Source organism: Paramaledivibacter caminithermalis DSM 15212 (assembly GCF_900142245.1).
GTDB lineage: Bacteria > Bacillota > Clostridia > Peptostreptococcales > Caminicellaceae > Paramaledivibacter > Paramaledivibacter caminithermalis.
This window is the reverse complement of record NZ_FRAG01000002.1, coordinates 39737-63028: the sequence shown is the minus strand read 5'-3', so window position 1 is coordinate 63028 and position 23292 is coordinate 39737. Positions and strand designations below refer to the sequence as shown.

Genomic DNA, 23292 nt, shown 5'->3' with positions numbered 1-23292 from the left:
TTCAATACTTTTAAATGTACTAACCCAAAGAATATAATATCATTATTCTCAATTTATGTAAATTGTTTAGTTTTAATTTTAAATAAACTTAATTTAACCCATTGTGCTAGTTTCTATCACGAGAGTTTTAATATTTCCTTTTGGCTCATGTAATAAACCTGTTTTTTTATACCATTTTACCAAAATATCTATAGATATGTGATTAAGAAAATTAATAAAAAAAGAATGATTTTAAAGATTTATCAAAAACTTGTAAGATTAGTCCTTCTTCATTAATTTTCACAATCACACATCTATTACAGTTAAAACATATTAATGGGAATCTTTTTTATATCGCTATAACTTAAAGATTCCCATTTTTGTATTTCTCTAATATGATTTTGTATTAACTATGAATTACAGTTCCACTTTTACCTTCCATAACAAGGGAGGCTTTTTCTAAAGAAGCAATAACTGCTTTTCTTCCCTTACCACCTTTTACAAATTCAATGGCTGCCTTCACCTTTGGAAGCATACTACCAGGAGCAAAATGTCCTTCCTGACAATATTTTTCCGCTTCCTCTATACTTATACTTTCTAAATCTTTTTGATTTGGTTTTCCCCAGTTAATAGAAACTCGATCTACCGCTGTTAAAATGAAAAGATAGTCTGCATTAACGGTATCTGCAAGTTTAGCAGAAGCAAAATCTTTATCTATAACTGCTGGCACTCCTTCATATTTCCCATCATCATTTTTTACAACTGGTACACCGCCACCACCGCAGGCAATAACTATAAATTCATTATCAAGCATGTTCATAATACATTCTTTTTCTACTATATCCTTTGGCAATGGTGAAGGCACTACTCTCCTGTATCCCCTTCCTGCATCTTCTTTGATAACTAGCCCTTCATTTTCCGCCATTAACTTGTCCGCTTCTTCCTTTGTATAAAAGCTTCCTATTGGTTTTTTAGGGTTTTTAAATGCCTCATCATTCTTATCAACTTCTATCTGTGTTACTACAGTAGCTACATGCCAAGGCATGTTTTGTCTATTAAGTTCTTTTTTTATAGCATTTTGAAGATGATAACCAATATACCCCTGACTCATTGCTGTACACTCTGGAAGATCAACTGGAACAATTTTATTATTGATTTTTGAAGCCTCTTCAAAAGCCAAATTGATCATACCAACTTGAGGACCATTTCCATGACTAATAATGATTTCATTACCTTGACTAATAAGTTCTACAAGTGTTCTTGCTGCTATTTCTACTTTTTCTTGTTGTTCTTTAGGCGTATTTCCTAAGGCATTTCCTCCTAAAGCTATTACAATTCTATTTAATTTGCTATTATCTTGCATATTCATTTTCCTCCAACAATTTCTTCAATTAGATGTAATGATAATATTATATAAATTTCCTGAAACTATATAGAACAAACCTTTAATAAAGTATATATTATTTAAGGCTTTTTCTATAAAGTCCTATACCAAATATTGTTGTAATTCCAGTACCTATAATTAAAGTAAGATGATATAATGGATCCCATCCTTCTCCAGTAACAAACAATAGGATTATACCTCCAGCTATAAATAAAAATCCTATTATACTTGAAAAATAGAGCCCAAATTTACCCAAAGGAATTTTATATGGTCTTGGTGTATCTACGTCAGTATTCCTTAATTTTACTACAGTTGGGAATAACCATAAATATGGTAAGAAGAAAACCAAGAAGCTAAAGGATAAAATAGTCCAAAAAGCATCGTTGGCACTTCCGCTTAAAACAAAGTTCATAGCAATTAATATAGTTGATATCACACCCATCAATATATATGAATAATCAGGTGTATCATATTTTGGATGTCTATGTCCAAGAAGCTTTGTTTTCTTTGTAAATTCTGCTTCATCAAGAACTTCAACTCCACCTAATGTCCAAGAAATCATATTTGATACTAAAGTGAATAATCCTACAAGAATAATTGCCTTAAACACAATATCTTGTGCCCCACCAAATACAGTACATAACTCTTTTAATGCATAAAAGAAACCATCAAGAGGGTCAATAGATTCTGCAGGAATTGCTGCTAGAACTCCAAAGGTACCAATAACATATAAAGCTGCTATTAATATTCCTGCCAAAACAGTCATTTTAGGAATGTTCTTTCCAGGATCTTCAATTTCTGATGCAATAGAGCTTATAAGCTCGAATCCTAAAAGATTATAAACAATAGCTGAACTAAAGGCAATTGTATCAAAATTAAAACTCAACGCAAAACTAGATAGTGAAAAATCATTTGCAAATCCATTTTTCACTCCATAAACAACTCCTAACAAACCAAAAACAAGCAATACCGCAACCTTTAATACAGCAGCAATATTTGTAACTGTGATACTTAAATCAACACCTCTGATTCCTATAAAAACTATTACCCAACACATTGCAATAGCCAACATTGCCGATACCCATATATTCATATCTGGTGCGAAGGCCATGGAAAACCATGTACTAAAGGCAATAAATACAGCTGGCATCCAAAAAGCCACGTTTACCCAGTAAAACCAAGAAACAAGGCTGGCTTGGAAATCGCCATATGCTCTCTTTACCCATGCATATATGCCCCCATCTTCTGGGTAAGCAGCACCTAATTCTGCATTTATCAATCCATATGGTATGAAAAATAATAGTGCAGTAAGAAGCCAAATGGTTATTGATGATGCCCCTAAAGCAGCTGGAGCAACAAAAGTATCAAGCACAACTATACCACAAACAGTGAAAGAAACCATTTTAAATAAACTTACTTTTTTTGTTTCTGTTTTGTTCTCCATTTTTGTCTCCCCTTTATATAATATTCATAATTGAAATAACTCTATATAGAGTTATTTCAATTATTTTTTACCTAATGGTTGCTGCTGAGTAATACAGTGAATATTTCCGCCGCCTAAAATTATTTCTCTAGCATATATCCCAACAACTTCTCTATCAGGAAAAACTTTTTTCAAGGTTTCTATTGCTTTTTTATCGTACACATCATCATTAAATAATGGTAAAATTACTGCCCCATTTGCAATATAGAAATTAGCATAGGAAGCTGCCTGTCTATCTCCTTCGTTTCTAGGAAGAGTACCGTCTACAGCATCAACTCCCTCACTTTCCTCCTTAGTAATTAATACCTCACTAGGAATGTGTAATTTATGTATTTCAAGCTTTCTACCCTTGGCGTCAGTTTCATTTGACAAATAATCATAAGCTGCCTTTGAAAGAGGATACTGCGGATCATTTTCGTCATCTGTCCATGCAAGAACTAATACCCCTGGAGCACAGTAATGTACAATATTATCTACATGTTCATTAGTTTCATCAAGATAGATACCATTAGGAAGCCATAAAACCTTTTCTACTCCTAAGTATTCCTTCAATGTATTTTCAATCTCTTCTTTTGTCATTTTAGGATTTCTGCTTTCATGTAGTAAGCAGGCTTCAGTTACAATTGCAGTTCCATCACCATCGGTATGAATTGACCCACCCTCTAAAACAAAATCTTCTAAAGAGTAATAATCTATATTTTCAATTTCACAAACTTTTCTTGCTACTTGATCGTCCTTATCCCATGGGAAGTATAATCCATCTACTAACCCTCCCCATGCATTAAATCGCCAATCAACACCTCTAACTTCACCTTCATCATTTACAACAAATGTTGGCCCTATATCTCTCATCCAAGAATCATCATTTGACATTTCTACAACACGAATCTTGCTACTTAACATTTGTCTAGCATTTTCATATTGTCTCTGAGATACACACATTGTAACATCTTCATATTTTGCTATAGCTTCTGCCACTTCAACAAATGCTTTTTGAGCTGGCTTTGCACCTAATCTCCAGTTGTCTGTTCTTTCAGGCCATACCATCCAGCAACCTTTATGGGGTTCAAATTCTCCAGGCATTCTAAAGCCATCTTGTTTAGGTGTTCCTTTTAATTTTTTAGCCATTTCCTTCATCTCCAGTATTTTTTTGTTTTATAATCTTTCTAAAAAATTATTGATTCTATCTTCATGATATTTAATTGTTTCTTCACTAGGTTTTACATTATATTTGTGGGTAAAATAAACTAAAATTGCCATTTGTGCAGTTAATCTATTTTCAGCTTGGTCAAAAGCCACACTACGATCTCCATCCAATGCTTCACGAGTAACTTCTTCCTTATCGTTTGCTGGTAAGCAATGCATTAATATTGCACCAGGAGCTGCTTTATCCAACAATTCCTTAGTAATTACATAATCTGGCATAAATGCAGCTAATCTTTCTTCTTTTTCATCTAATTGAGTAGTCCAATAAAAACTATCACCATAGATCACATTGCACTCTGAAACCTTTGAAACATCCTCTGTTATCTCGTAAGAAGCACCAGTTTCAGCACAATTCTTATCAGCAAGTTTTAGCCATTCTTCTTGCATATGATATTTCTTAGGTCCAATTTGTTTAAATTTCATTCCATATTTAGTACATGTCAATAATAATGAACGGCATACATCTGTTGCATCACCCATAAATGCCACTGTCAAATCAGATAGTTCTTTTCCCTCTGGCATATGTTCCTTCATTGTAAAGATATCAGCTAACATTTGAGTTGGATGATATACACAATCCAAACCATTTATTACTGGTACAGTTGACATTTTAGTCAATGCTTTAGTTGTCTCTCCACTATTAGTACGAGCCATTATAATATCACACATTCTAGATAATACCCTTGCTGTATCATCTATTGACTCCTTTGCACCTAAGTGAATATCCCTTGGTGATAAAAATAATGCATGTCCTCCTAACAATGTTGCAGCAGTTTCGAAGGATACTCTAGTACGGGTTGAACCTGCTTCAAAAATCATTGCTACTGATTTATTTTTAAATAATTGTGGAATTGCATTGTCTTTTCTTGCTTCCTTCAATAAAGCCATCAATTCTAACATGTCATCAATTTCTTTTCTTGTAAAGTCATTCATAGTAATCATATGTCTCATATTTTTCTTGTTTAAATCTGTTGCACTTGATGATGGTAATTTCATTTTTTTCATCTCCTTTTTTATTTTATATTTTGTTTTATGCATCTTAATTTTCTAGGTATATATCTTCTAGTGGTCTTGCTGCATTTTTATTTCTGGTCATATATGACACTGTAACTATAAGAATTAAATTAACTAAAGCTGGTATAAGTGTATAAAACTCCCAAGGTTCAGGTATTATGGAAAGCTGAGATATACATCCCCCTATATTTACTAAAAGCCCCCCAATCATTCCAGCTATAACACCATATGTATTTACCCTTTTTGATTTTAGAGCCATTACAAATGGAAAGAAAAGAACTCCAAATTGTAAGGTAAATGCAAATATGGTTAAATCATAAATGTTGCTACTGGCCAGTCCACAAATTGCAGCTAACAAACCTACTAAAATTACAAACATCCTCGTTATCTTTAACATCTGATCTTCTTTTTTTATATTTTCTTCTTTAACTTTAACTGTCATAATTGGTTTATAAATGTCATTGGAACAAAGCACCGCTGTCGCAAAAAGAGACGTACTAGCACTGGATAAAATAGCAGATATAAGGGATGAAACAAAAACTCCTAATCCTACAGGTCCTAAAAGCTGTTTTGCTAAAAACGGAATCAATAATTCACTATCTTCTGAGAGTAAGCTTGCTTCTAAGACTCCCTGATTAACCAATGTAATTCCAATGAGTGCTAGAATAACTGGTATAAACCCAATAGTCCAATATAACCCTCCAGCAATAATCATTCCCCTTTTAGCTGTTTTCCCATCCTTAGCCATAAAAGCCCTTTGAGCAATATCTGGACTTGGAATATTCCCAAGACCCATTCCTACCCACATGGCAAGATATGTTATCCAAGGTCTAATCCCCTTTCCTGAGGGTAAGAAATTCCAATATCCTTCTGGCGTATTTTGTATTATAGCGTCTATGCCTCCTGCTGCATTGGTTCCAATAATCAAAATTGAAATAAGGCCAATTAAAATAATAATCATTTGAATAAAATCCGTCCAAACAACCGCCATAATTCCACCCATATATGTAAATATAACTACAACGATTATGGCTACAATATAGCTTATTGTGAAATTTATGCCAAAGAGAACATTTAGTATTTTACCAATTGCCAAAAATTGTACTGCAGTCCATATAACATAAGTTGGTATCATTACAGCAGATGCAAAATATCCTGTAGTAGACCCAAAGCGATAGTTATATAGTTCTCCAATTGACCTAATCCTTAATTTTCTTAAGATTTTCACAAAGAAAACCCCTATAAGAATTAATGCCAGCCCTGCAGCAAAAGGATCTTCTATTACACCAAAGATACCACTATTGTAAGCTGATCCAGTTGCTCCAATAATTGTACCGCCTCCCCAAAAGGTTGCGAAAACAGTACCTACTATGAGCAAAAGAGGCGCGCCCCTTCCTGCAACTAAATAATCATCTGAGTTTGATACTTTTTTACTAGCTATTTTCCCCACCATAATTATCCCAATAAAAAACAATCCGATAATTAAAAGTGGAATAAGGTTATCAAATTTCACAGAATCTGTCCTTTCAATTTTTTTAAGTATCCAAACTTTCTCCTGAAATACTCGTAAACGTTTACAAGAATTATTATACTATCATGTTTAAATTTTATCAAGAGATTTTGTCAAATTTTATATATATAATGTGCATTTTTTATATTTTAGTTGTCCTATTCGGTCATTTTTATATCTATATTAATGCAATTTTGTGCCTATTATGTGGATTTTATTACATTTTACAATGGCCATAATTAGCATGTATCTATATAGAATTTTGATTATTTCTTAATCCTAGACTATTTCGATCAATTTGTTGTATTATTGACATTATTATTGTAATATTTATAATATTAGTGTCTATTTATTGTATATTTGATATAATTACAGGACATATAATTGATTGTTTTTGATTTATCCTTGTCTGTTTACAGTAAAAGTGCTAGACTATATATATCAAATAAATAGAATAGGAGATATAAGTATGCGAAAAAAAATAAAATCTTATGATAAGATTGATTTTAAAATCATAAATGAATTATACAAAAATGCTAGAGCCTCTGCTTCTAAAATCGCCAAGGCTATTAATGTCAACGAAAGAACTGTAAGAAGAAGAATTGACAAATTAATAGAAACAAAAGCTATTCGCCTTGCAACAATAGTAGAACCTAGTATGTTTGGATATAATTCTATAGCAGATATCAATCTCAAAGTCGATGAAGAGGTTTTTGATGATTTTGTAGAAGATTGTAAGAAAAATCCCAATGTATGTTATATTGCTTTTGGTTGGGGAAAAGCAAATTTAGCCATAGAAACAAGATTTTTGGATAATGAAGAAATGTATAATTTTATAAATCATACTCTCCCTGAAACAAAAGGAGTTGAAGTAGTCAATTTCTTTATAATTCCAAAGATAATATATAATATTGATCAATGGCTACCAGTAGAGAGTGATTTTAAAGATTAAAAAAAATCACCAATCAAAATCGGTGATTTCTTAATCTTTTCTATTACTGTAGTTTTGCTCTTTTTGCAAGTCCTAATACGATCTTTTTTAGTAAGAAAGGTAAAACTTCTAGTGCGTAGGGGAGATATAATCTTTCTGTAAGTTTATGGGCATCCTTCCCAATGGGTCCAATATTTAAAACTGGAATATCCAAGTTTTTTGATCTATGGAAGGGATAAACAAAATCCATTCCCCACCCAGGCATATTTTTTGCAAGGACTTGCTCATCCCTTTTACTACCCTTAAATCCAAACTCACTTAAATCTGATATCCCTTCATAAATCTCAGCTGTATGAATTTTTACAGAAAAAGTTTTTTCTGCTTCTCCGATAATTTCTTCGACGGTATCTAGAATATCTAATTCTCTCTTTGTTTTACGTTCATTATATAAAGCTGGGCAATAGGGAGGTAGAAAACCAACAATAACAGCAGGTCCCTTTAGCTTTGCAATATCTATTAAATGATTGACAAGCATCATGCCTCTTTCTTGCAGTTCCATTTTGGGTGAAAGGGTCCTTAAATAGGCTTCAATGAGTTTTTGAATATCTTCATTGGCTTGATCTGCTGCAAGGCTTATGAGTTCATTATACTCAATTATTCTTCCCTTTAGTATCTTTTCTTTAGTCTGTGTCCCTTGCGTAAGCCTTTTCATATTTTGTTCTGCTATTGATTTTTCTAATGCACAGCTTGCGGCTTTCTTTAATGCAGCCAATATTTCATCGGGTGTCCTTTGAACAAAAAGTACATTATAGTACATTGCCATACGCTCTATAACCGTTACTGAGTAGGTAGGTTTTAAATCCTTTATTTTCAAGCAAGTAAGAGGCGGATAAACTACATCTTTAAAATTGTCAGCAAATTCATCACTGCCTTCAATAAGATTTCCTAACTTAAAGGCAATCAAAGCTGCACTCAAACCTTCAAAATACTCACCAACATGGGTTTCTCTACCTAACACGAAGGTAAAAGGTGTATACATACCTATAGTCCCTAGATGAATCCATCCAGCACCCTTGTCTAACTGAGTAATGGTAGGTTCACTATCAATACAGCATAAAAATTTATATCCTTTTTCTTTCATATCTTCAATAAGCTCTAGAGCTTTATGAATACCACATGCGTTATTTTCTTCATCTGCTACAGCTAAATATAAAATATTTACATCTAGGTTATCTGTGTTTTCCGATAGTTCTGCAACAAGTCCAGCTTGTACTGCCAAACCGCTTTTCATGTCCGCAACGCCTCTACCAAATATCCAATCCCCAGATTCTAAATCTTCTCTAGCTTCCTTTGGAATGTCTATCTTAGCAATTTCCTTTGTGTATACTTGAGGATAAAAAGCTAAATCCCTTAAGTTTCCACAAACATCAGTATCAACAACATCAAGATGTCCCATTAAAATAATTGTATTCATAGTTTGTTTTTTTGATCTTACAAAGGCACATAAGTTTGATCTTTTGAGTCGATCTTCTCCAATTTCCTGTATAAAAAGATCCTCTGGATTATCTTTAAAATATGTTAATTTTTTTAATTCATCATAAATAAACTTAGGAGCCAACTTTTCTCCCTCTGAATCTGTTACACTTCTAATCTCACAAAATTTCATTAAAAAAGAATAGATTTCCTCTTTCGTATTTTTTAGAGGCATTTTATCTCCTCCTTGCATCAAGTATTACTCTGGATTTTCAACCATTTTTCTCACATAGGTTGGTAACATAAATGAACCGATATGTACATCTGTGTTATAGTATTTTGTTTCCAAACCAAGGGCTTCCCATTTCTCTGGTTTAAAATCCTTGATTGGATCATATTTTTTTGATGCAAACCCGAAAAGCCAGTGTCCAGATGGATAGGTTGGCATATTATATTGATATACCTTACTAATTGGAAATAAGGATTTAATTTTCTTTACAGCTTTTCTCATTTCTTTAGCATTTTTCTCATAGAATGGACTCTCACATTGGTTAACCAATATGCCATCTTCACTTAAGAGATTAAAGCAGCATTTATAGAATTCCATGGTAAATAAACCTTCTCCTGGTCCTATTGGATCTGTGGAATCTACAATAATTAAATCATATTTTTCCTTTGATCTTCTCACAAATTCCATACCATTTTCAAAATGCAGTTGTACTCTCTTATCATTTAGTTTGCTAGCTGTAAGAGGAAGATATTTTTGACATGCTTCTACAACCATACGGTCAATCTCCACCATATCAATTTTTTCTATTCCTGCATATCTAGTTAATTCCCTAACCGTACCTCCATCACCACCACCAATTACAAGTACTTTTTTTACATCTGGGTTTGTTGCCATGGGAACATGAACAATCATATCATGATAAATAAATTCATCCTTTGATGTTAGCATGACAATTCCATCAATAATCAGGAATCTGCCCATTTCATCACTGTCAAATATATTGATTTGCTGATAAGGGCTTTTACCACTAAATAATTCTTCCTTTACCTTAATTGAAAATCGTATATTGTCGGTCTGGGGCTGTGTATACCAAAGTTCCATTTTAATACCTCCTTTAATTTTTTTAATTTTTTGTAAATTTATAAGTGAGGAAATTGCATAATACATTTTTTATCCAGATTAAATAGAAAACATTCCTATATCTTACAATTTCAAAGAATTCAGTTGCATTTTCATAATCTACCGATTCTCATGCTACCATGCAATATATACATTGTCAATTATAATTTTATAATCCTTCGTAAATATTATAAATCAATGTGTTAAAGCAATTCAATTATCTATTTTTTAATGAATACTAAATATTATTTTTCCTATTAAACTTATTTTTATGCTATATTTTCATCCTTTAGTGGTTTAATTATATTAATTCTTTAAGTTATTCTAAGAATATACTAACTTTACTATATTTTCTATTTTCCCCTTTATTCCGTTTTGCTTTAATTATATAATTAAAATAACACCAAAATTTTGTAAAGGGGGACTTTTTATGAATTTATTCATCAAAAAAACTGGATTAATTGTCTTGGTGCTGATATTGATATTCGGCTTATTTGTTAACCCAGTATCAGCAAATGTAGAAGAAACACCAAAAGCAACAATCACTATCTTAGGTACTACTGACATGCATGGAAGGATTTATCCCCATGATTATGCTACTGATAGCGAAGATGCCGATGCAGGCTTTGCAAAAATTCAAACATTAGTAAAACAAGAAAGAGCTAAGAATCCAAATGTTATACTAATTGACTGTGGTGATACAGTTCAAGATAACAGTGCAGAGCTTTTCAATGACCTGCCTGTACACCCAATGGTAGAAGTTATGAATACTATGAAATATGATACATGGACAATAGGTAACCACGAATTTAACTTTGAAAAATCTTTTCTTGATAGAAATATCAAGGCCTTTAACAACGCAGTATTAGCAGCAAATATATATAAAGAAGATGGTACAAGATTTGTAGAGCCATATACTATTATTAAAAAAGATGGTATAAGAGTAGCTATCGTTGGTCTGATACCTCCACATGTCCCTACTTGGGAAGCTAGTGCTCCTGAACACTTTGAGGGTTTAAGCTTCACAGATCCATTAGAAGAAACTAAAAAAGTTATTAAAGAGCTAGACGGAAAATATGACATTTTAGTTGGAGCTTTTCATTTAGGCAAAGATGGAGAGCATGGTTCAACAGGAGCTAAGGATATAGCACATGCATGTCCTGAATTTGACGTTCTTTTCCTAGGTCATGCCCACGCTAAGGTAAATGAAGAGATTAATGGTGTTAAAATTATAGAACCTGGTAAATATGGATGGGCTTTAGCAAAGGTCAATATAAAGCTTGCAAAAAATGGAGACAAGTGGGAAGTTATAAGTGTTGATACTGAAAATATAGAAACTAAAGAGGTAGATGCAGACCAAGAAATATTAGATAAATTTGAATACGTACATAGTAAATCTGTTACTGACGCTAATAAAATTGTTGGTCAAATAACTAAGGATTTTATAGAAAGACCTGATTATATAACAGGAAAAGATGAAATTACTACCATGCCAACTGCACAAATAGAAGATACTGCGGTAATTGACTTAATCAACCAAGTTCAAATGTTTTATGCTAATTCACAAATAAGCTCTGCTGCACTATTTAACTTTGGCTCTAACTTAAAGCAAGGAGATTTTAAGAAAAAGGATGTTGCCTTCATCTATAAATATGCAAATACTTTAAATGGTGTCAATATAACAGGTGAAAACCTTAAGAAATATATGGAGTGGTCAGCAAGCTATTATAATACATATAAGGATGGAGATGTAACCGTAAGCTTTAACCCTGAAATACGTGGTTACAATTATGATATGTTTTCTGGTATGACTTATGATATCGACATTTCTCAGGAAGCTGGTAATCGTGTTAAAAACATTTTTATTGCAGGTAAACCACTCGATGAAGCCAAGACCTATAAATTAGCTGTAAACAACTACAGATTTGGAACTCTCCTTAAGAATGGCTGGGTAACTAATGAAGATAAATATTATGATTCATATGAAGAATTACAGGATGCTGGTAGAATTAGAGATTTAATAATAAAATACGTTAAAGAAGAGCAGGGTGGGAAAATCACCCCTAAGATAGATAATAACTGGAAGATAATTGGAACTGACATTGACAAGGAAAAACAAGAAATAGTTTTTGAAAAAGTACGAAATGGAGAAATCAAAATTCCTACTTCCGAAGATGGAAGAACATTAAATGTTGTGGCATTGAACTATGGTAAACTAATGGCTGAAGGTAAATTAAATGCTCCTGCTTCAATACCCGCTGAACAAATCACTGAAGCAGTGCCTGTTGAAAAAGCTACTAATCCAGCTTCATCTAAGCAACCTGCTACTGAGCAAACCACAACTTATACCGTTAAAGATGGAGATGTCCTTTGGAAGATAGCAAATAAGTTTAATACAACTTGGCAGAAATTAGCAGAGCTAAATAACCTAAAAAATGCTAACTTGATTTTACCACAGCAAAGACTAATTGTTCCCGTAAATTAATTTTATAGACATATTTAGATATAATTAAAGCAGGTAGAAGTTTTCCTCTACCTGCTTTAATTATATCTAAATATATAAATACTACAGTAAAACTATACAAATAAAAAATTTATTAATTTTTTTATAAAAACAGTATTACCTGCATATATATAATTAAACTAAAAAAAGGGGAGTATAAAATGAATAGTGAATATCTGGGACTTTTTAATATAGAATATTTGTCATCTGTAACAGGAATGGTTATGGCAGTTAATTTAATTACTCAAATAATAAAAGAAATATTCTTAATGAATAATGAAGATAAAAGAATCCCAAAGATTTTAAGCTTAGCTGCATCTTTCTTTATTGTTTCATTACATCATATAAATATATTTACAAATAATAAGCAGATATTTCATAACAGTATAATTGAATTAATATTTTTAATAATACTTAATAGCTTCTTAGTTACAGGCTTATCAATGGGTAATTATAAGATTTTAGGTCTAACTAAGGAAAGAAGTATTAAACAAATGAAACAAAAAAATAGCTAAATAATAAACCATGGAAGATATTTAAGCCTTTATAAATAAGACTGAATTATTCACAATAGTTCAGGCTTATGCCAATTTCTATCACGAAAGTTTTAATGCTTATTTTTCCTTCATATAATAAACCTATTTTTTAATATATTTTTAAGGGAAAATAGGTCTATAATTTCCTATGTGTTATAAAAATCACTCAAATGAAATATTAAAATTCCCTAAGTATGATGAAACTGGAAAATTTTATTTGTTGCTTATCAGGTTAAATTAATCTTTAATAATAAGCCCTATAAGCTTTGCCAGCATAACTGCTTGTATAGGAGAAACTATAGCCCCATATAAATCCTCAATTCTTACTGCCATTCCTTGTATCTCACAACAACTTAAATCAATCCCCTTTAATTTTGTTCCTGCCATTTGAGACTGCTGGAGGTTAGACTTAGAATATCTGACTTTACTAAAATTACACTCCTGAAAATTGACACTTTCCAGTAGACAATCTCTGAAATCTACCTTTTTAAAATTTGAAAACATAAAAGAACCATATTTACCATTGCAATTGTCAAATATTACATTTTGTAAAGTAGCTTCCCCAAAATTAGCACCGAGAAGCTTACAGTTTACAAACTCTACCCTATGAATTATAGCTCCATAAAAATCTACATTAGATAAGTCGCAATTCTCAAATCTAATATCTGTTAAATCAATGAATCTAAAGGAAACTCGTTTAAAGGTAACATTTCTAAATATAATCTGCTTAAAATATACATGCTCTGCCCATTGATTCTCAATTAAACAATCTTCAATAATACCTTCACATAAAGAATCTTCGTTTTGTATATTACTATTAATGTCATCATGCAATTCTCGTAATTGTTTAGGTATTCTAGGACATAGAATTTTATAGTTATCTTTTTTATTTTTCATCGTGTTTTCCCCCATTCTAATAATGATTTAATATCATTCTACAACTTTCCACTTTCTAACTCCATTACGCAATTAAATATTTTCTTTTCTAGTCTCTGATTATTATCTCGAAGCATCTGAAAATAGCTTTCCTTGCTGTTATATGTAAATTCTTTGCCAAATAAGATTCTCTCAAGAAGTCTCCTTATATTATTTATGGCAATTCTATGATTTTCTTTTTCAATTATTTTACTTTCAAGGCTTATCAAAATAATAGCTAAACCTTGAACTACTTTATCTTCATTAAATCCCTTATTAAGGCTGTCTGAAAAATCATCTATGACATCTACTGGTAGATAATTATCATCTCTATCAATTCTATTGATTATATTCTTAATATATCCTACAATACATTTTTCTCCCTTGCATTTTATACATATATCTTCACCTAAACAAATATTATCCACTCTTTCTTTCATTTCTTGAGCATAATTATAAAGTGTTAATGCTGCTTCTTGTAAAGCAGTAGATTTACCCATCCTTTTATTCTTTATCATTGGTCTAATCAATAAATATACAATAAAACCAAGCACTATTAAAAATATTATTATATTCCAGCTTGTAAGGTAGTTTTTGGGAATAGCAGTATAAAGCTTAGCTAGTCCAAAAAACATAAATATTGATGCTGATAAAATTTTAATTGTAAATTCTGGTATCTTATTTCCAATTCTGCTTCCTACAAAAATCCCTACTCCACTAGTCAAAATCATACCAGTAACAGTTCCCATCAAAACAAATAGGGGATTAATTGCATCCACTGATAATGTAATAGCTGTAAGCTGGGTTTTATCTCCTAATTCTCCAATAAAAAAGGCTATAGCAACAGTAAGTATTGGTCCAAATTTATTGCTAGTTTCTTCTTCTTCATCTGAATCATCATCTTTAAGTGTCCATAATGCAAAACCAAGAAATGAAAGTCCTGCTATTATCTGAATTATATCTATAGGTATTACACTAGATAAATACGTACCTACAATAACAGCTAGTCCATGATTTAACAACGACCCAATAAACACTCCTAATAATACTTCCTTTACTCCAAACTGTGTAGCAAAGGCTAATGCTAAAATTTGGGTTTTATCACCCATTTCAGCCATAAAAATTAAAAATAGTGATTGTAAAGACTCTTTTATCAAAGTATTTCCTCCTTTTTTAATAAAATAAAAAAAGTGAAACCAATAGTTTAATAAGGTTATCAAAATTTCATAACCTTATTAAACTAAAAGTCTCACTCCATTAGATATTCTAATGTGAATAAAGCCAGGTATTTATACCAGTGTGTTGACTCTATTCGTGCTAAATTATACACAGTTACTCCCTTTTAGCTTGTTTAGTATTATATCATATCTATAATTACATTACAATATATTAATTTTATATATTTCTTGTCTTCATATTTTCTTCACAAATTTATTTTATAATATAATTATAGGAATTTAAGTAAAGACTTTAATTTATACATATCCAAAATCTTTAGAAACATTACGTATTTGTACATGTATAAATTAAATTTTACTATGTAAATCCTATGCAGATTTTAATTTTTATTGATTCTAAATAAGGAGGTTTTCATTATGTGTGGATTTTGGGGCTTAAACTTTAGTGGTGGTAACTGGATATGGATGATTGGCTTTAGCCTATTAAGATGGACACTAATCATAGGGGCTGCAATATGGATTGTAAAATTAATCACAAAAAATTCTAATGGAAATTTTTCCTCATATAACAAGGCTATAACCTTATTACAAGAAAAATATGCAAATGGTGAGATTCCTGAGGAAGAATATCTTCGTAGAAAAAAAATATTAGAGAATTAAACATAAGAGGAACGGATAAACACCGTTCCTTTATGTTTTTAAATTGTTAAACTATAAACTATAATATATTTACATCTCCTGGAAAAACAGGGTCAGGGTTGAAAAGTTGAATTAATCTTTATTTTAATTCAACTTTTCAACCCTGACCCCATTGTCCCAATCTATGGTAAAACCCACGATTAAAAATCGTGGGTTTGTCATTAATCTGAGAGACATAAGTCTCTTTTTTTAACCAAGCGATGCTTTTTTCTTAATTTTTATTTCTAAGCCAATTCCATCAAGATATCTCAAAAAATTTCTTAGAGTTGGAGAATTACCAACCTTTTCAATTCTAGACACCATTTGTTGAGTTAATCCTGTTTCTTCTGCAACCTTACATTGTGAAATTCCTATGTTTTTTCTTAAATTTATAGCTTCTTCAATTAATCTGTATTCTTCCTCAATTACATTGTATGCCTTGGCAAAATCTCTATCATTCTTTTTCATTTCTTCAATCTCTTGCTTAATATCAGCTTTTACGAAAGGCATTTTATTCACTCCTTTACACAAATTTTTTTCCTAACTCTTGACCCAGCTCTTTCGCTCGCTTTTTCGCTGTGTTGAGTTCAAATTTTTCTGCCTTACCCTTTTGTTTCTTACAAGCATGGAGAATATAAATATTATCTTTATCAGCTATAACATACATCATTCTATCTTTGTAGTTGAATTTTATTTCCCATAACTTTTTAGAAAGTTGTCTAGTATTTAATTCTTCTAAAGCTGGTAAACCATTCAACTCTAGCAATTCTAAAATTCTATAACCCTCAGCTTTTTCAATCACAGGAAGTTTATCTAAATAGTTTTTAATAACATCTTTACCACCTCTCGTAGTATAACGATATACATTCATAGTATTTCTCCTTTGTACAAATATATACATCAAATATGATGTTATATATATAAATTATACACCAAATTTGATGTATTTTCAATATTTATTAATTTTTTATTTGGCCTAGAAAACTTTCATGCAATCATCCCTTTTAGACGGTTGTTTTTTGTCCCCAAAAGAAAGCTTTAGCTTTCTCATTTTGACGCCCCGACATTGCCAGTGGCTTCACCAGCGTGGTCGCAAATGTCGTGGGCATCTAAGCCTTATATTTTACTCCGATACTTACCTGCAACATTGAAATTTTTTCTTTTGTTCTTGAAATAATTATTAAATTCCTCATGTTTAGAAATATACCTACGAAATTAGAAAAACAGGGTCAGGGTTGAAAAGTTGAATTAATCTTTATTTTAATTCAACTTTTCAATCCTGACCCCATTGTCCTAAAATTTTGAGATTCCTGAGGAAGAATATCTTCATAGAAAAAAATATTAGAGAATTAAACATAAGAGGAACGGATAAACACCGTTCCTTTATGTTTTTAAATTTTTAAACTATAATATATTTACATCTCCTACCTTAATTATTTCTCCTTCTTTTAAAATTATTACTTTGTCAGCAATAGCTTTTGAATCTTCTAAACAAAGTAAACTTCATATTCTTTTGAAATCTACTTTGTCTCTGATAACAGTTTAGCTGTTACTAGCCTATTTAGGTTATTTTTATTAACGTACTATTTATTCTCAAAAGTGGTAATCATACCTCCAACTTTTTGTGTTATAGGCTCTGATAAGTCTCCTGATGTATAATGTCTTAACCCTCTTTTCATGTTAGTCCTAGGAGATGCATAGAAATACTCTGTATGTGCTTCTTCTCCATAAGCAACAGTATCTGATGAAGTATCTGTCCACCAATGTCCATCATGACCTACTATTCTAACAGAAAATACTTGTGCTTCATCTATTAATACTGGCACATAAATATATTCATTCATATTATGTTTATCTTGAATAAGAATGACACGACTAGTTAAATCCCCTTCTGCAACGCATTGTATATATGCGTCACGGTGGAGCTCAATCCCATCTCCAAATATTCCATGTAAACCTGTAAGAATGGTATAGGGAACAGTTACTTTTACTTTTTGAAAACACATACCTATATTTACTACAAAATTTGTAGCTCCTGATATAAAGTCACTTAATTGTTCATTTTTATTCTTAATTTTTTTACTTTCTATAGGTCTTGTAGTCACTGAGAAAGCTTGCTTGAATTTATAACCCTCGTAAGACCCATAATACTCTTGGTTCTTCATCCTTGTGGCATGCTTATTTGAGCTTAGATTTGTTGATCCTTTTGGAATATAAATCTTATAGCTATCAATTGCATTGCCATCTTCTCTTAACCTATCCAATTCCTTAAGAAATACTTCTTCGAGACCTTTAAATCCCTTATCTTCTAAGTTTAGTGTTTTAACAAAATCCTTTGCTTTAGTAAAGTTATCTTGTTCTCTTGTGAAGTCATCATTTTTTTTATTTGCAAAAAATCCCTTGCGATCATTATTAAAATGAATTTCATATACATCAAATTCATCTTTCGATGGAATATGTGATATTTTCCCATCAGCATATACAACTAAACAACTCAATAACATTGACAAACAAATCAATAAACTAATAACTCTCTTTTGTATTTTCATCTTACATCCTCCAAAAGTATATTTATATCAACGCGCGCAACTGATATCCATTATTTTTGCTTAATAATATCAAAGTAAAACTCATCTACGGAATCTCTATCTTGTCCTCTTAATATTAGTTCATATATTTTAGTCAAATCAACATTTTCAATAATCTTATAAATTTGTCCACGAATTTCAATATAATTATGATCTTTAATTTCTATCCCTAATACTTTGCCTTCAATAGAATGAATAGTAAGTTTATAAGTATTCATTATCCTAGGTGTATAATACTCTGCCTTTGGCCTAATCAATACCCTTCTAACTTTGATATTACCTAGAAACTCAACCAATTCATTCACTAAGTATTTACTATCTAATTTAAATTCTTTACTTGAAAGATATGAAAAGCGAACCGATACGTTAATTCCATTTGGTGTAAAATCTTCTTTATAAGGATTCATAATTTCATGCACATATAAATACCTAGGAAAGAATAAGAAATAAAGGCTGATAATAATTATTAATAATGTGCTAAAATATATTACATTTTTCTTTTTCATGTTTTACACCTCTGGCCTTTATAGGGTATTGTCAAAGATTTAAGAATAATCTTTAACTCAACCCATTGATTTTACTTAAATTTTGTAGTTTATGGTAACCCAATATATTTAATTGCTCAGCATTTTTTTAGCTCATGATATTAATTTTTATGTCACATAGGTCATCAGGCTTATCAAAGATAATCTAGCTTCTAAGGAACTAAGACCACTCAATCAAATCATTGAAAAGGCTCAATAGAACTTTTAAGATTAACTACAGATCTAACTATAGTTTTAGTTCAAGTGATGGTTCTGTGGCATATGTTAACTTTAACTTTTTAAGCCCTCGCTCTGCTCTTGAAAAGGATATACCAGTATCGGATTAGAACGATTTTTTATTTCATGTTTTTCATAGAATATTTTAAATTACTGAATATTTTGAGTTGTATCTTGTGTTCGTAAGAATAGTATAGCATACTAGATTTAAAAAAAATGTGAAATGTTGTCCAAATTAGAAATTGTAAGAAAATTGTAAGTAAAAGAGTCAAATGCCGAGATTACTGAGGAAGAATATCTTCATAGAAAAAAATATTAGAGAATTAAACATAAGAGGAACGGATAAACACCGTTCCTTTATGTTTTTAAATTTTTAAACTATAATATATTTACATCTCCTACCTTAATTATTTCTCCTTCTTTTAAAATTATTACTTTGTCAGCAATAGCCTTTGAATCTTCTTTATCATGTGTAACAAATATAGATGTAATACCCGCCTTTTTAATTATCTTTTTAAGCTCTTCCCTAATTTTTGTCTGAAGATCTGCATCTAAATTGCTAAAAGGTTCATCTAAAAGCAATACAGAAGGTTTAGGGGCTAATGCTCTAGCTAGTGCCACCCTTTGCTGTTGCCCCCCACTTAATTCATAGGGATATCTTTTTTCAAAGCCTTCTAAATTCACTAAATCTAAAACTTCTTTTAACCTATTTAATTTTTCCCTTCTATTCATATCTTTAAGACCAAATTTAATATTTTGCCCAACCGTCATATGAGGAAACAATGCATAATCTTGAAAAACCATACCAACTCCTCTTTTTTCAGGGGGTATAAATTCTTTTTCGTCGATTATGGTCTTGTTATTTATTTTAATCATACCATGACTTGGAACTTCTAGTCCTGAAATCACCCTTAATACAGTGCTTTTGCCACTCCCACTTTCTCCTAAGATAGAAACTATTTCCCCTTTTTCTATACTCATAGTAAAATTTTTCAAGGTTTCTTCCTTAGCATTTTTGTATTTAAAATATAATCCTTTTATCTCAATATACATTAAGACGCCTCCTTGTCTGAAGCTTTATTAAAAATATAAATAGAAATAATACTTATAATTATGATAATAAGTGAAGAAACTGAGGCTTCATGAATCATTTCATCATTAGCATATTCAAAGGATTTAGTTGCCAATGTATTAAAGTTAAAGGGTCTTAAAATCAAAGTTAATGGTAGTTCCTTTAAAATATCTACAAAAACCAAAATAAATCCACTTATTATGGATGGTTTTATCATTTTAAAATCTACCTTTAAAAAAGTTTCAGTTATATTCATACCCAGTGTTCTAGATGCCTCTGAAAATTTCTTTCCAATCTTTTCAAATCCTGATTCTATAGAATTGAATCCTATTGCTAAGAACCTTATAATATAAGCAAATATAAGCATTGTAATACTTGTGCTTAATACCAGCTTACTTGAGTTCTTATCTATTAATTTATAAAGCCAAAACAATTTATTATCTAAGGCTATAAAAAATATTATAACAGCTATGGCTATTACTGCCCCAGGTATAGAATAGCCTACAGCAGTAGTTTTAGAATAAAGTTTAGAGAGAAAGTTATCATTCATTCTGCAATAATTTGCTATTATAATTGCTATTATGATAATTAATCCAGCCGATAGTAATGCTATAGAAAGTGAACTAAATGTAAATCTCCAAAACTCTATATCTAGTATTTTCTTATATGTCATCAAGCTCCAATGAGCTAATTGCAGTGTAGGGATTAAAAAACCTAAACTGAAAACTGCAAAACAAAACAAAAATGCTAATATTCCCTTGACATCTTTTAATTCTTTTCTTGTGATTGGTCTGAACTTTGTATTAGAAAAGCTATATTTTTTCCTTCCTCTAAATAATTTTTCTATTAATAAAATAGCAAATACAATAAGTAATAAAATAGCTGATATTCTAACTGCAGAATCTATATCCCCCATTCCAAACCATGTTTTAAATATAGCTGTACTAAAAGTGGTAATACCAAAAAATTTTACAACTCCATAGTCATTTAAAACCTCCAATATTACTAAACTAACGCCACCAATGATTGAAGCCCTAGATATAGGCAGTACAACATGTATAAATATCTCAAGTTGACTTCTTCCTAAAAGTCTAGCATTCTCTATTAAAGCAGCAGATTGCTTTTCTAAAAAAGATTTTGTAATAATATATACATAGGGAAATAAGAAAATTGTAAATATGAAGATACTACCCTTCATAGACATAATATCAAAGTATTTTTGACTCAACTGTATATTAAAATGATTTCTCAAGGTTGCCTGAATAACTCCTGTATAATCTAAAATACCATTATAGGTATAGGCTGCTATATAGGGTGGTATTGCAAGTGGTAATATAAGTCCCCATTCAAAGAATTTCCTCCCTGGAAAATCATAGGCGGAAATTATCCATGATAAACTTATTCCAATAATAGTAGTAAGTATTCCCGTAAATATAACTAATATCATAGAATTTATTATATAGTCATTTAAAAGATATGTTTTTATATGAGTCCAATTTTCATTGGGCTTATTTATTAAATTCATCAATATATTTAGATTTGGAAATATAATTAAACTTATAAATATGAAGCTTAGGATGGACCAGCTATTTAAGCTATGCTTTATATATTTTGTTCTAATCAAATTTTTACACCTCATTTACTTCAAATAATTCAGAAATATTATTAAATAGCAGCCCCTTGGGACTGCTATCAATAAACTACTTCCAACCAATTTCATTAAATATCTCAACTGCTCTTTTATTGAATTCACCTAATTTAGATAAATTTATATCCTGTGTCTTAAATTCTCCCCATGATTTAAGCAACTCTGATGGCTCAACATCAGGATTTACAGGATATTCATAGTTAGCCTCTGCAAATTGCTTTTGTGCTTTTTCACTTGATAAAAATTCCATTAGTTTAATTGCATTTTCACTGTTCTTAGCATGTCTAGCAAGCCCTATACCGCTTACATTTATATGAGTTCCAGTTGTATCTTGATTCGGGAAGAATACTCCTACGCTTTTAGCAACCTTTACTTCTTCGGGATCCGATGAATTAAGCATTTTACCTATATAATATGTGTTCATTATTGCTAAATCCCCTTCACCAGCAACAATAGCTTTAGCTTGAGCTCTATCATTACCTTCTGGGTCTCTTGCCATATTTTTCACTATTCCTTTAGCCCATTCTTTAGCCTTCTCTTCTCCATTTATAGCTATAAAAGATGCTAAAAGTGATTGATTATATATGTTTGATGACGATCTAACTAATATCTTTTTTTCCCATTTATCGCTAGTTAAATCTTCATAGGTTGAAAGTTCAGATGGATTAACTCTATCCTTTGAATATACTATAACTCTTCCTCTTACAGTAAGCCCAAACCACTGATTATCTTCATCTCTTAAATTCTCTGGTATGTTATCAAATAAAGTTTCATTGTCTACAGACTGTAATAACTCTTTTTCCTTTGCTCTAAATAATCTGCCAGCATCAGCAGTAATTAAAAGGTCTGCCTGCGTATCTGCTCCTTCTCTTGCAAGTCTTTCAATCAACTCATCAGATTTACCTTTTACTACATTAACTTTTATACCAGTTTCCTCTGTAAACATTTTATATAATTCTTCATCGGTTTCGTAATGTCTATCAGTATAAAGATTTACAACCTGATTTTTAGGCTTTTCTTGATTTTCAGTAGCTTCTTCTGTTTTTTCTTGGGGTGCTTGAGTTTCTTGAGATGTCTGGCATCCTGCAAGAGCTACTAAAGCTAAAACTAACATTAAACTTAAAGAAATTTTCATTAACTTATTTTTCATATTATGTAACCTCCTTAGATGATATTTGTTATCAATTTAATTCTTTGATAAATTGATAACAGTTTTCACTATCGTTAGTATAAATGATAATAATTATCATGTCAATAAAGATTTTGAATTTCCAAATATTACTTATATCTATTCAGAAAAAAAG

21 protein-coding genes are annotated in these 23292 nt (G+C 30.9%); 5 read left to right on the top strand and 16 right to left on the bottom strand.

Annotated features, from left to right (window positions below; all coding sequences use genetic code 11):
* Nucleotides 1–385: 385 nt before the first annotated feature.
* From arcC to BUB36_RS01240, 5 genes are all read right to left on the bottom strand, one after another.
* A complete protein-coding gene (arcC, locus tag BUB36_RS01260) occupies nucleotides 386–1342 on the bottom strand; it encodes a carbamate kinase (protein WP_073146576.1) in 957 nt (318 codons plus the stop codon).
* A 97-nt stretch (nucleotides 1343–1439) separates the two neighbouring features.
* Nucleotides 1440–2807, bottom strand: a complete 1368-nt coding sequence (locus BUB36_RS01255) for an APC family permease (protein ID WP_073146575.1) — start codon at nucleotides 2805–2807, stop codon at nucleotides 1440–1442.
* 60 nt (nucleotides 2808–2867) lie between these two features.
* Nucleotides 2868–3974: an agmatine deiminase gene (aguA, locus tag BUB36_RS01250; RefSeq protein WP_073146574.1), complete on the bottom strand. Its 1107-nt coding sequence runs from the start codon at nucleotides 3972–3974 to the stop codon at nucleotides 2868–2870.
* Between the two features lie 27 nt (nucleotides 3975–4001).
* On the bottom strand, nucleotides 4002–5048 hold the full coding sequence (gene argF / locus BUB36_RS01245; RefSeq protein ID WP_073146573.1) for an ornithine carbamoyltransferase: 1047 nt from the start codon (nucleotides 5046–5048) through the stop codon (nucleotides 4002–4004).
* A 43-nt stretch (nucleotides 5049–5091) separates the two neighbouring features.
* Entirely contained in the window at nucleotides 5092–6579 is a 1488-nt protein-coding gene (locus BUB36_RS01240; RefSeq protein WP_073146572.1) for a sodium:solute symporter family protein, read from the bottom strand.
* Between the two features lie 466 nt (nucleotides 6580–7045).
* On the opposite strand from BUB36_RS01240, the gene BUB36_RS01235 reads away from it, so the two are divergent.
* On the top strand, nucleotides 7046–7528 hold the full coding sequence (locus tag BUB36_RS01235) for an Lrp/AsnC family transcriptional regulator (protein ID WP_073146571.1): 483 nt from the start codon (nucleotides 7046–7048) through the stop codon (nucleotides 7526–7528).
* Between the two features lie 43 nt (nucleotides 7529–7571).
* Here the strand turns inward: BUB36_RS01235 and BUB36_RS01230 are convergent, their stop codons facing one another.
* Nucleotides 7572–9215 carry a M20/M25/M40 family metallo-hydrolase gene (locus BUB36_RS01230; protein WP_073146570.1) on the bottom strand — a complete coding sequence of 548 codons (1644 nt, stop codon included), beginning with the start codon at nucleotides 9213–9215 and terminating at the stop codon, nucleotides 7572–7574.
* 24 nt (nucleotides 9216–9239) lie between these two features.
* On the bottom strand, nucleotides 9240–10091 hold the full coding sequence (gene speE, locus BUB36_RS01225) for a polyamine aminopropyltransferase (RefSeq protein ID WP_073146569.1): 852 nt from the start codon (nucleotides 10089–10091) through the stop codon (nucleotides 9240–9242).
* Nucleotides 10092–10539: 448 nt separating this feature from the next.
* Between speE and BUB36_RS20305 the strand changes: the two genes are divergently transcribed.
* Nucleotides 10540–12594 (top strand): 5'-nucleotidase C-terminal domain-containing protein, encoded by a 2055-nt coding sequence (locus BUB36_RS20305; protein ID WP_073146568.1) that lies wholly within the window; start codon nucleotides 10540–10542, stop codon nucleotides 12592–12594.
* A gap of 179 nt (nucleotides 12595–12773) precedes the next feature.
* Complete coding sequence (locus BUB36_RS01215) at nucleotides 12774–13127, top strand: hypothetical protein (RefSeq protein WP_073146567.1); 354 nt, start codon at nucleotides 12774–12776, stop codon at nucleotides 13125–13127.
* A 258-nt stretch (nucleotides 13128–13385) separates the two neighbouring features.
* On the opposite strand, the gene BUB36_RS01210 is transcribed toward BUB36_RS01215, so the two are convergent.
* Nucleotides 13386–14045: a pentapeptide repeat-containing protein gene (locus BUB36_RS01210; RefSeq protein WP_073146566.1), complete on the bottom strand. Its 660-nt coding sequence runs from the start codon at nucleotides 14043–14045 to the stop codon at nucleotides 13386–13388.
* Between the two features lie 38 nt (nucleotides 14046–14083).
* On the bottom strand, nucleotides 14084–15220 hold the full coding sequence (locus BUB36_RS01205; protein WP_073146565.1) for a TMEM165/GDT1 family protein: 1137 nt from the start codon (nucleotides 15218–15220) through the stop codon (nucleotides 14084–14086).
* A gap of 438 nt (nucleotides 15221–15658) precedes the next feature.
* On the opposite strand from BUB36_RS01205, the gene BUB36_RS01200 reads away from it, so the two are divergent.
* Nucleotides 15659–15901 (top strand): SHOCT domain-containing protein, encoded by a 243-nt coding sequence (locus BUB36_RS01200; RefSeq protein ID WP_073146564.1) that lies wholly within the window; start codon nucleotides 15659–15661, stop codon nucleotides 15899–15901.
* Between the two features lie 228 nt (nucleotides 15902–16129).
* Here BUB36_RS01200 and BUB36_RS01195 read toward each other — a convergent pair whose 3' ends face one another.
* From BUB36_RS01195 to BUB36_RS01180, 4 genes are all read right to left on the bottom strand, one after another.
* Entirely contained in the window at nucleotides 16130–16429 is a 300-nt protein-coding gene (locus tag BUB36_RS01195; protein ID WP_073146563.1) for a helix-turn-helix domain-containing protein, read from the bottom strand.
* A 13-nt stretch (nucleotides 16430–16442) separates the two neighbouring features.
* Nucleotides 16443–16790: a type II toxin-antitoxin system RelE/ParE family toxin gene (locus BUB36_RS01190; RefSeq protein WP_073146562.1), complete on the bottom strand. Its 348-nt coding sequence runs from the start codon at nucleotides 16788–16790 to the stop codon at nucleotides 16443–16445.
* A gap of 712 nt (nucleotides 16791–17502) precedes the next feature.
* Nucleotides 17503–18468, bottom strand: coding sequence for a hypothetical protein (locus tag BUB36_RS01185; protein WP_073146561.1), 966 nt, complete (start codon nucleotides 18466–18468; stop codon nucleotides 17503–17505).
* A 50-nt stretch (nucleotides 18469–18518) separates the two neighbouring features.
* A complete protein-coding gene (locus BUB36_RS01180) occupies nucleotides 18519–19013 on the bottom strand; it encodes a hypothetical protein (RefSeq protein ID WP_073146560.1) in 495 nt (164 codons plus the stop codon).
* A gap of 221 nt (nucleotides 19014–19234) precedes the next feature.
* Between BUB36_RS01180 and BUB36_RS19530 the strand changes: the two genes are divergently transcribed.
* The gene (locus BUB36_RS19530) at nucleotides 19235–19378 is read left to right on the top strand and encodes a hypothetical protein (RefSeq protein ID WP_165613007.1); all 144 of its coding nucleotides are present in this window, start codon (nucleotides 19235–19237) and stop codon (nucleotides 19376–19378) included.
* Nucleotides 19379–19646: 268 nt separating this feature from the next.
* Here the strand turns inward: BUB36_RS19530 and BUB36_RS01175 are convergent, their stop codons facing one another.
* From BUB36_RS01175 to BUB36_RS01165, 3 genes are all read right to left on the bottom strand, one after another.
* The gene (locus BUB36_RS01175; RefSeq protein ID WP_073146559.1) at nucleotides 19647–20321 is read right to left on the bottom strand and encodes an ABC transporter ATP-binding protein; all 675 of its coding nucleotides are present in this window, start codon (nucleotides 20319–20321) and stop codon (nucleotides 19647–19649) included.
* Nucleotides 20321–21964 (bottom strand): ABC transporter permease, encoded by a 1644-nt coding sequence (locus tag BUB36_RS01170; RefSeq protein WP_242655695.1) that lies wholly within the window; start codon nucleotides 21962–21964, stop codon nucleotides 20321–20323. The genes BUB36_RS01175 and BUB36_RS01170 overlap by 1 nt, the downstream gene beginning before the upstream one ends.
* A 76-nt stretch (nucleotides 21965–22040) precedes the next feature.
* On the bottom strand, nucleotides 22041–23138 hold the full coding sequence (locus BUB36_RS01165; RefSeq protein ID WP_073146557.1) for a Fe(3+) ABC transporter substrate-binding protein: 1098 nt from the start codon (nucleotides 23136–23138) through the stop codon (nucleotides 22041–22043).
* Nucleotides 23139–23292 lie beyond the last annotated feature (154 nt).

Bases quoted from the DNA above. Each gene is read 5' to 3' on its own strand.
- arcC (WP_073146576.1), bottom strand. From the start codon at position 1,342: ATGCAAGATAATAGCAAATTAAATAGAATTGTAATAGCTTTAGGAGGA.
- BUB36_RS01255 (WP_073146575.1), bottom strand. From the start codon at position 2,807: ATGGAGAACAAAACAGAAACAAAAAAAGTAAGTTTATTTAAAATGGTT.
- aguA (WP_073146574.1), bottom strand. From the start codon at position 3,974: ATGGCTAAAAAATTAAAAGGAACACCTAAACAAGATGGCTTTAGAATG.
- argF (WP_073146573.1), bottom strand. From the start codon at position 5,048: ATGAAATTACCATCATCAAGTGCAACAGATTTAAACAAGAAAAATATG.
- BUB36_RS01235 (WP_073146571.1), top strand. From the start codon at position 7,046: ATGCGAAAAAAAATAAAATCTTATGATAAGATTGATTTTAAAATCATA.
- BUB36_RS01230 (WP_073146570.1), bottom strand. From the start codon at position 9,215: ATGCCTCTAAAAAATACGAAAGAGGAAATCTATTCTTTTTTAATGAAA.
- speE (WP_073146569.1), bottom strand. From the start codon at position 10,091: ATGGAACTTTGGTATACACAGCCCCAGACCGACAATATACGATTTTCA.
- BUB36_RS20305 (WP_073146568.1), top strand. From the start codon at position 10,540: ATGAATTTATTCATCAAAAAAACTGGATTAATTGTCTTGGTGCTGATA.
- BUB36_RS01215 (WP_073146567.1), top strand. From the start codon at position 12,774: ATGAATAGTGAATATCTGGGACTTTTTAATATAGAATATTTGTCATCT.
- BUB36_RS01210 (WP_073146566.1), bottom strand. From the start codon at position 14,045: ATGAAAAATAAAAAAGATAACTATAAAATTCTATGTCCTAGAATACCT.
- BUB36_RS01200 (WP_073146564.1), top strand. From the start codon at position 15,659: ATGTGTGGATTTTGGGGCTTAAACTTTAGTGGTGGTAACTGGATATGG.
- BUB36_RS01195 (WP_073146563.1), bottom strand. From the start codon at position 16,429: ATGCCTTTCGTAAAAGCTGATATTAAGCAAGAGATTGAAGAAATGAAA.
- BUB36_RS01190 (WP_073146562.1), bottom strand. From the start codon at position 16,790: ATGAATGTATATCGTTATACTACGAGAGGTGGTAAAGATGTTATTAAA.
- BUB36_RS01185 (WP_073146561.1), bottom strand. From the start codon at position 18,468: ATGAAAATACAAAAGAGAGTTATTAGTTTATTGATTTGTTTGTCAATG.
- BUB36_RS01180 (WP_073146560.1), bottom strand. From the start codon at position 19,013: ATGAAAAAGAAAAATGTAATATATTTTAGCACATTATTAATAATTATT.
- BUB36_RS01175 (WP_073146559.1), bottom strand. From the start codon at position 20,321: ATGTATATTGAGATAAAAGGATTATATTTTAAATACAAAAATGCTAAG.
- BUB36_RS01165 (WP_073146557.1), bottom strand. From the start codon at position 23,138: ATGAAAAATAAGTTAATGAAAATTTCTTTAAGTTTAATGTTAGTTTTA.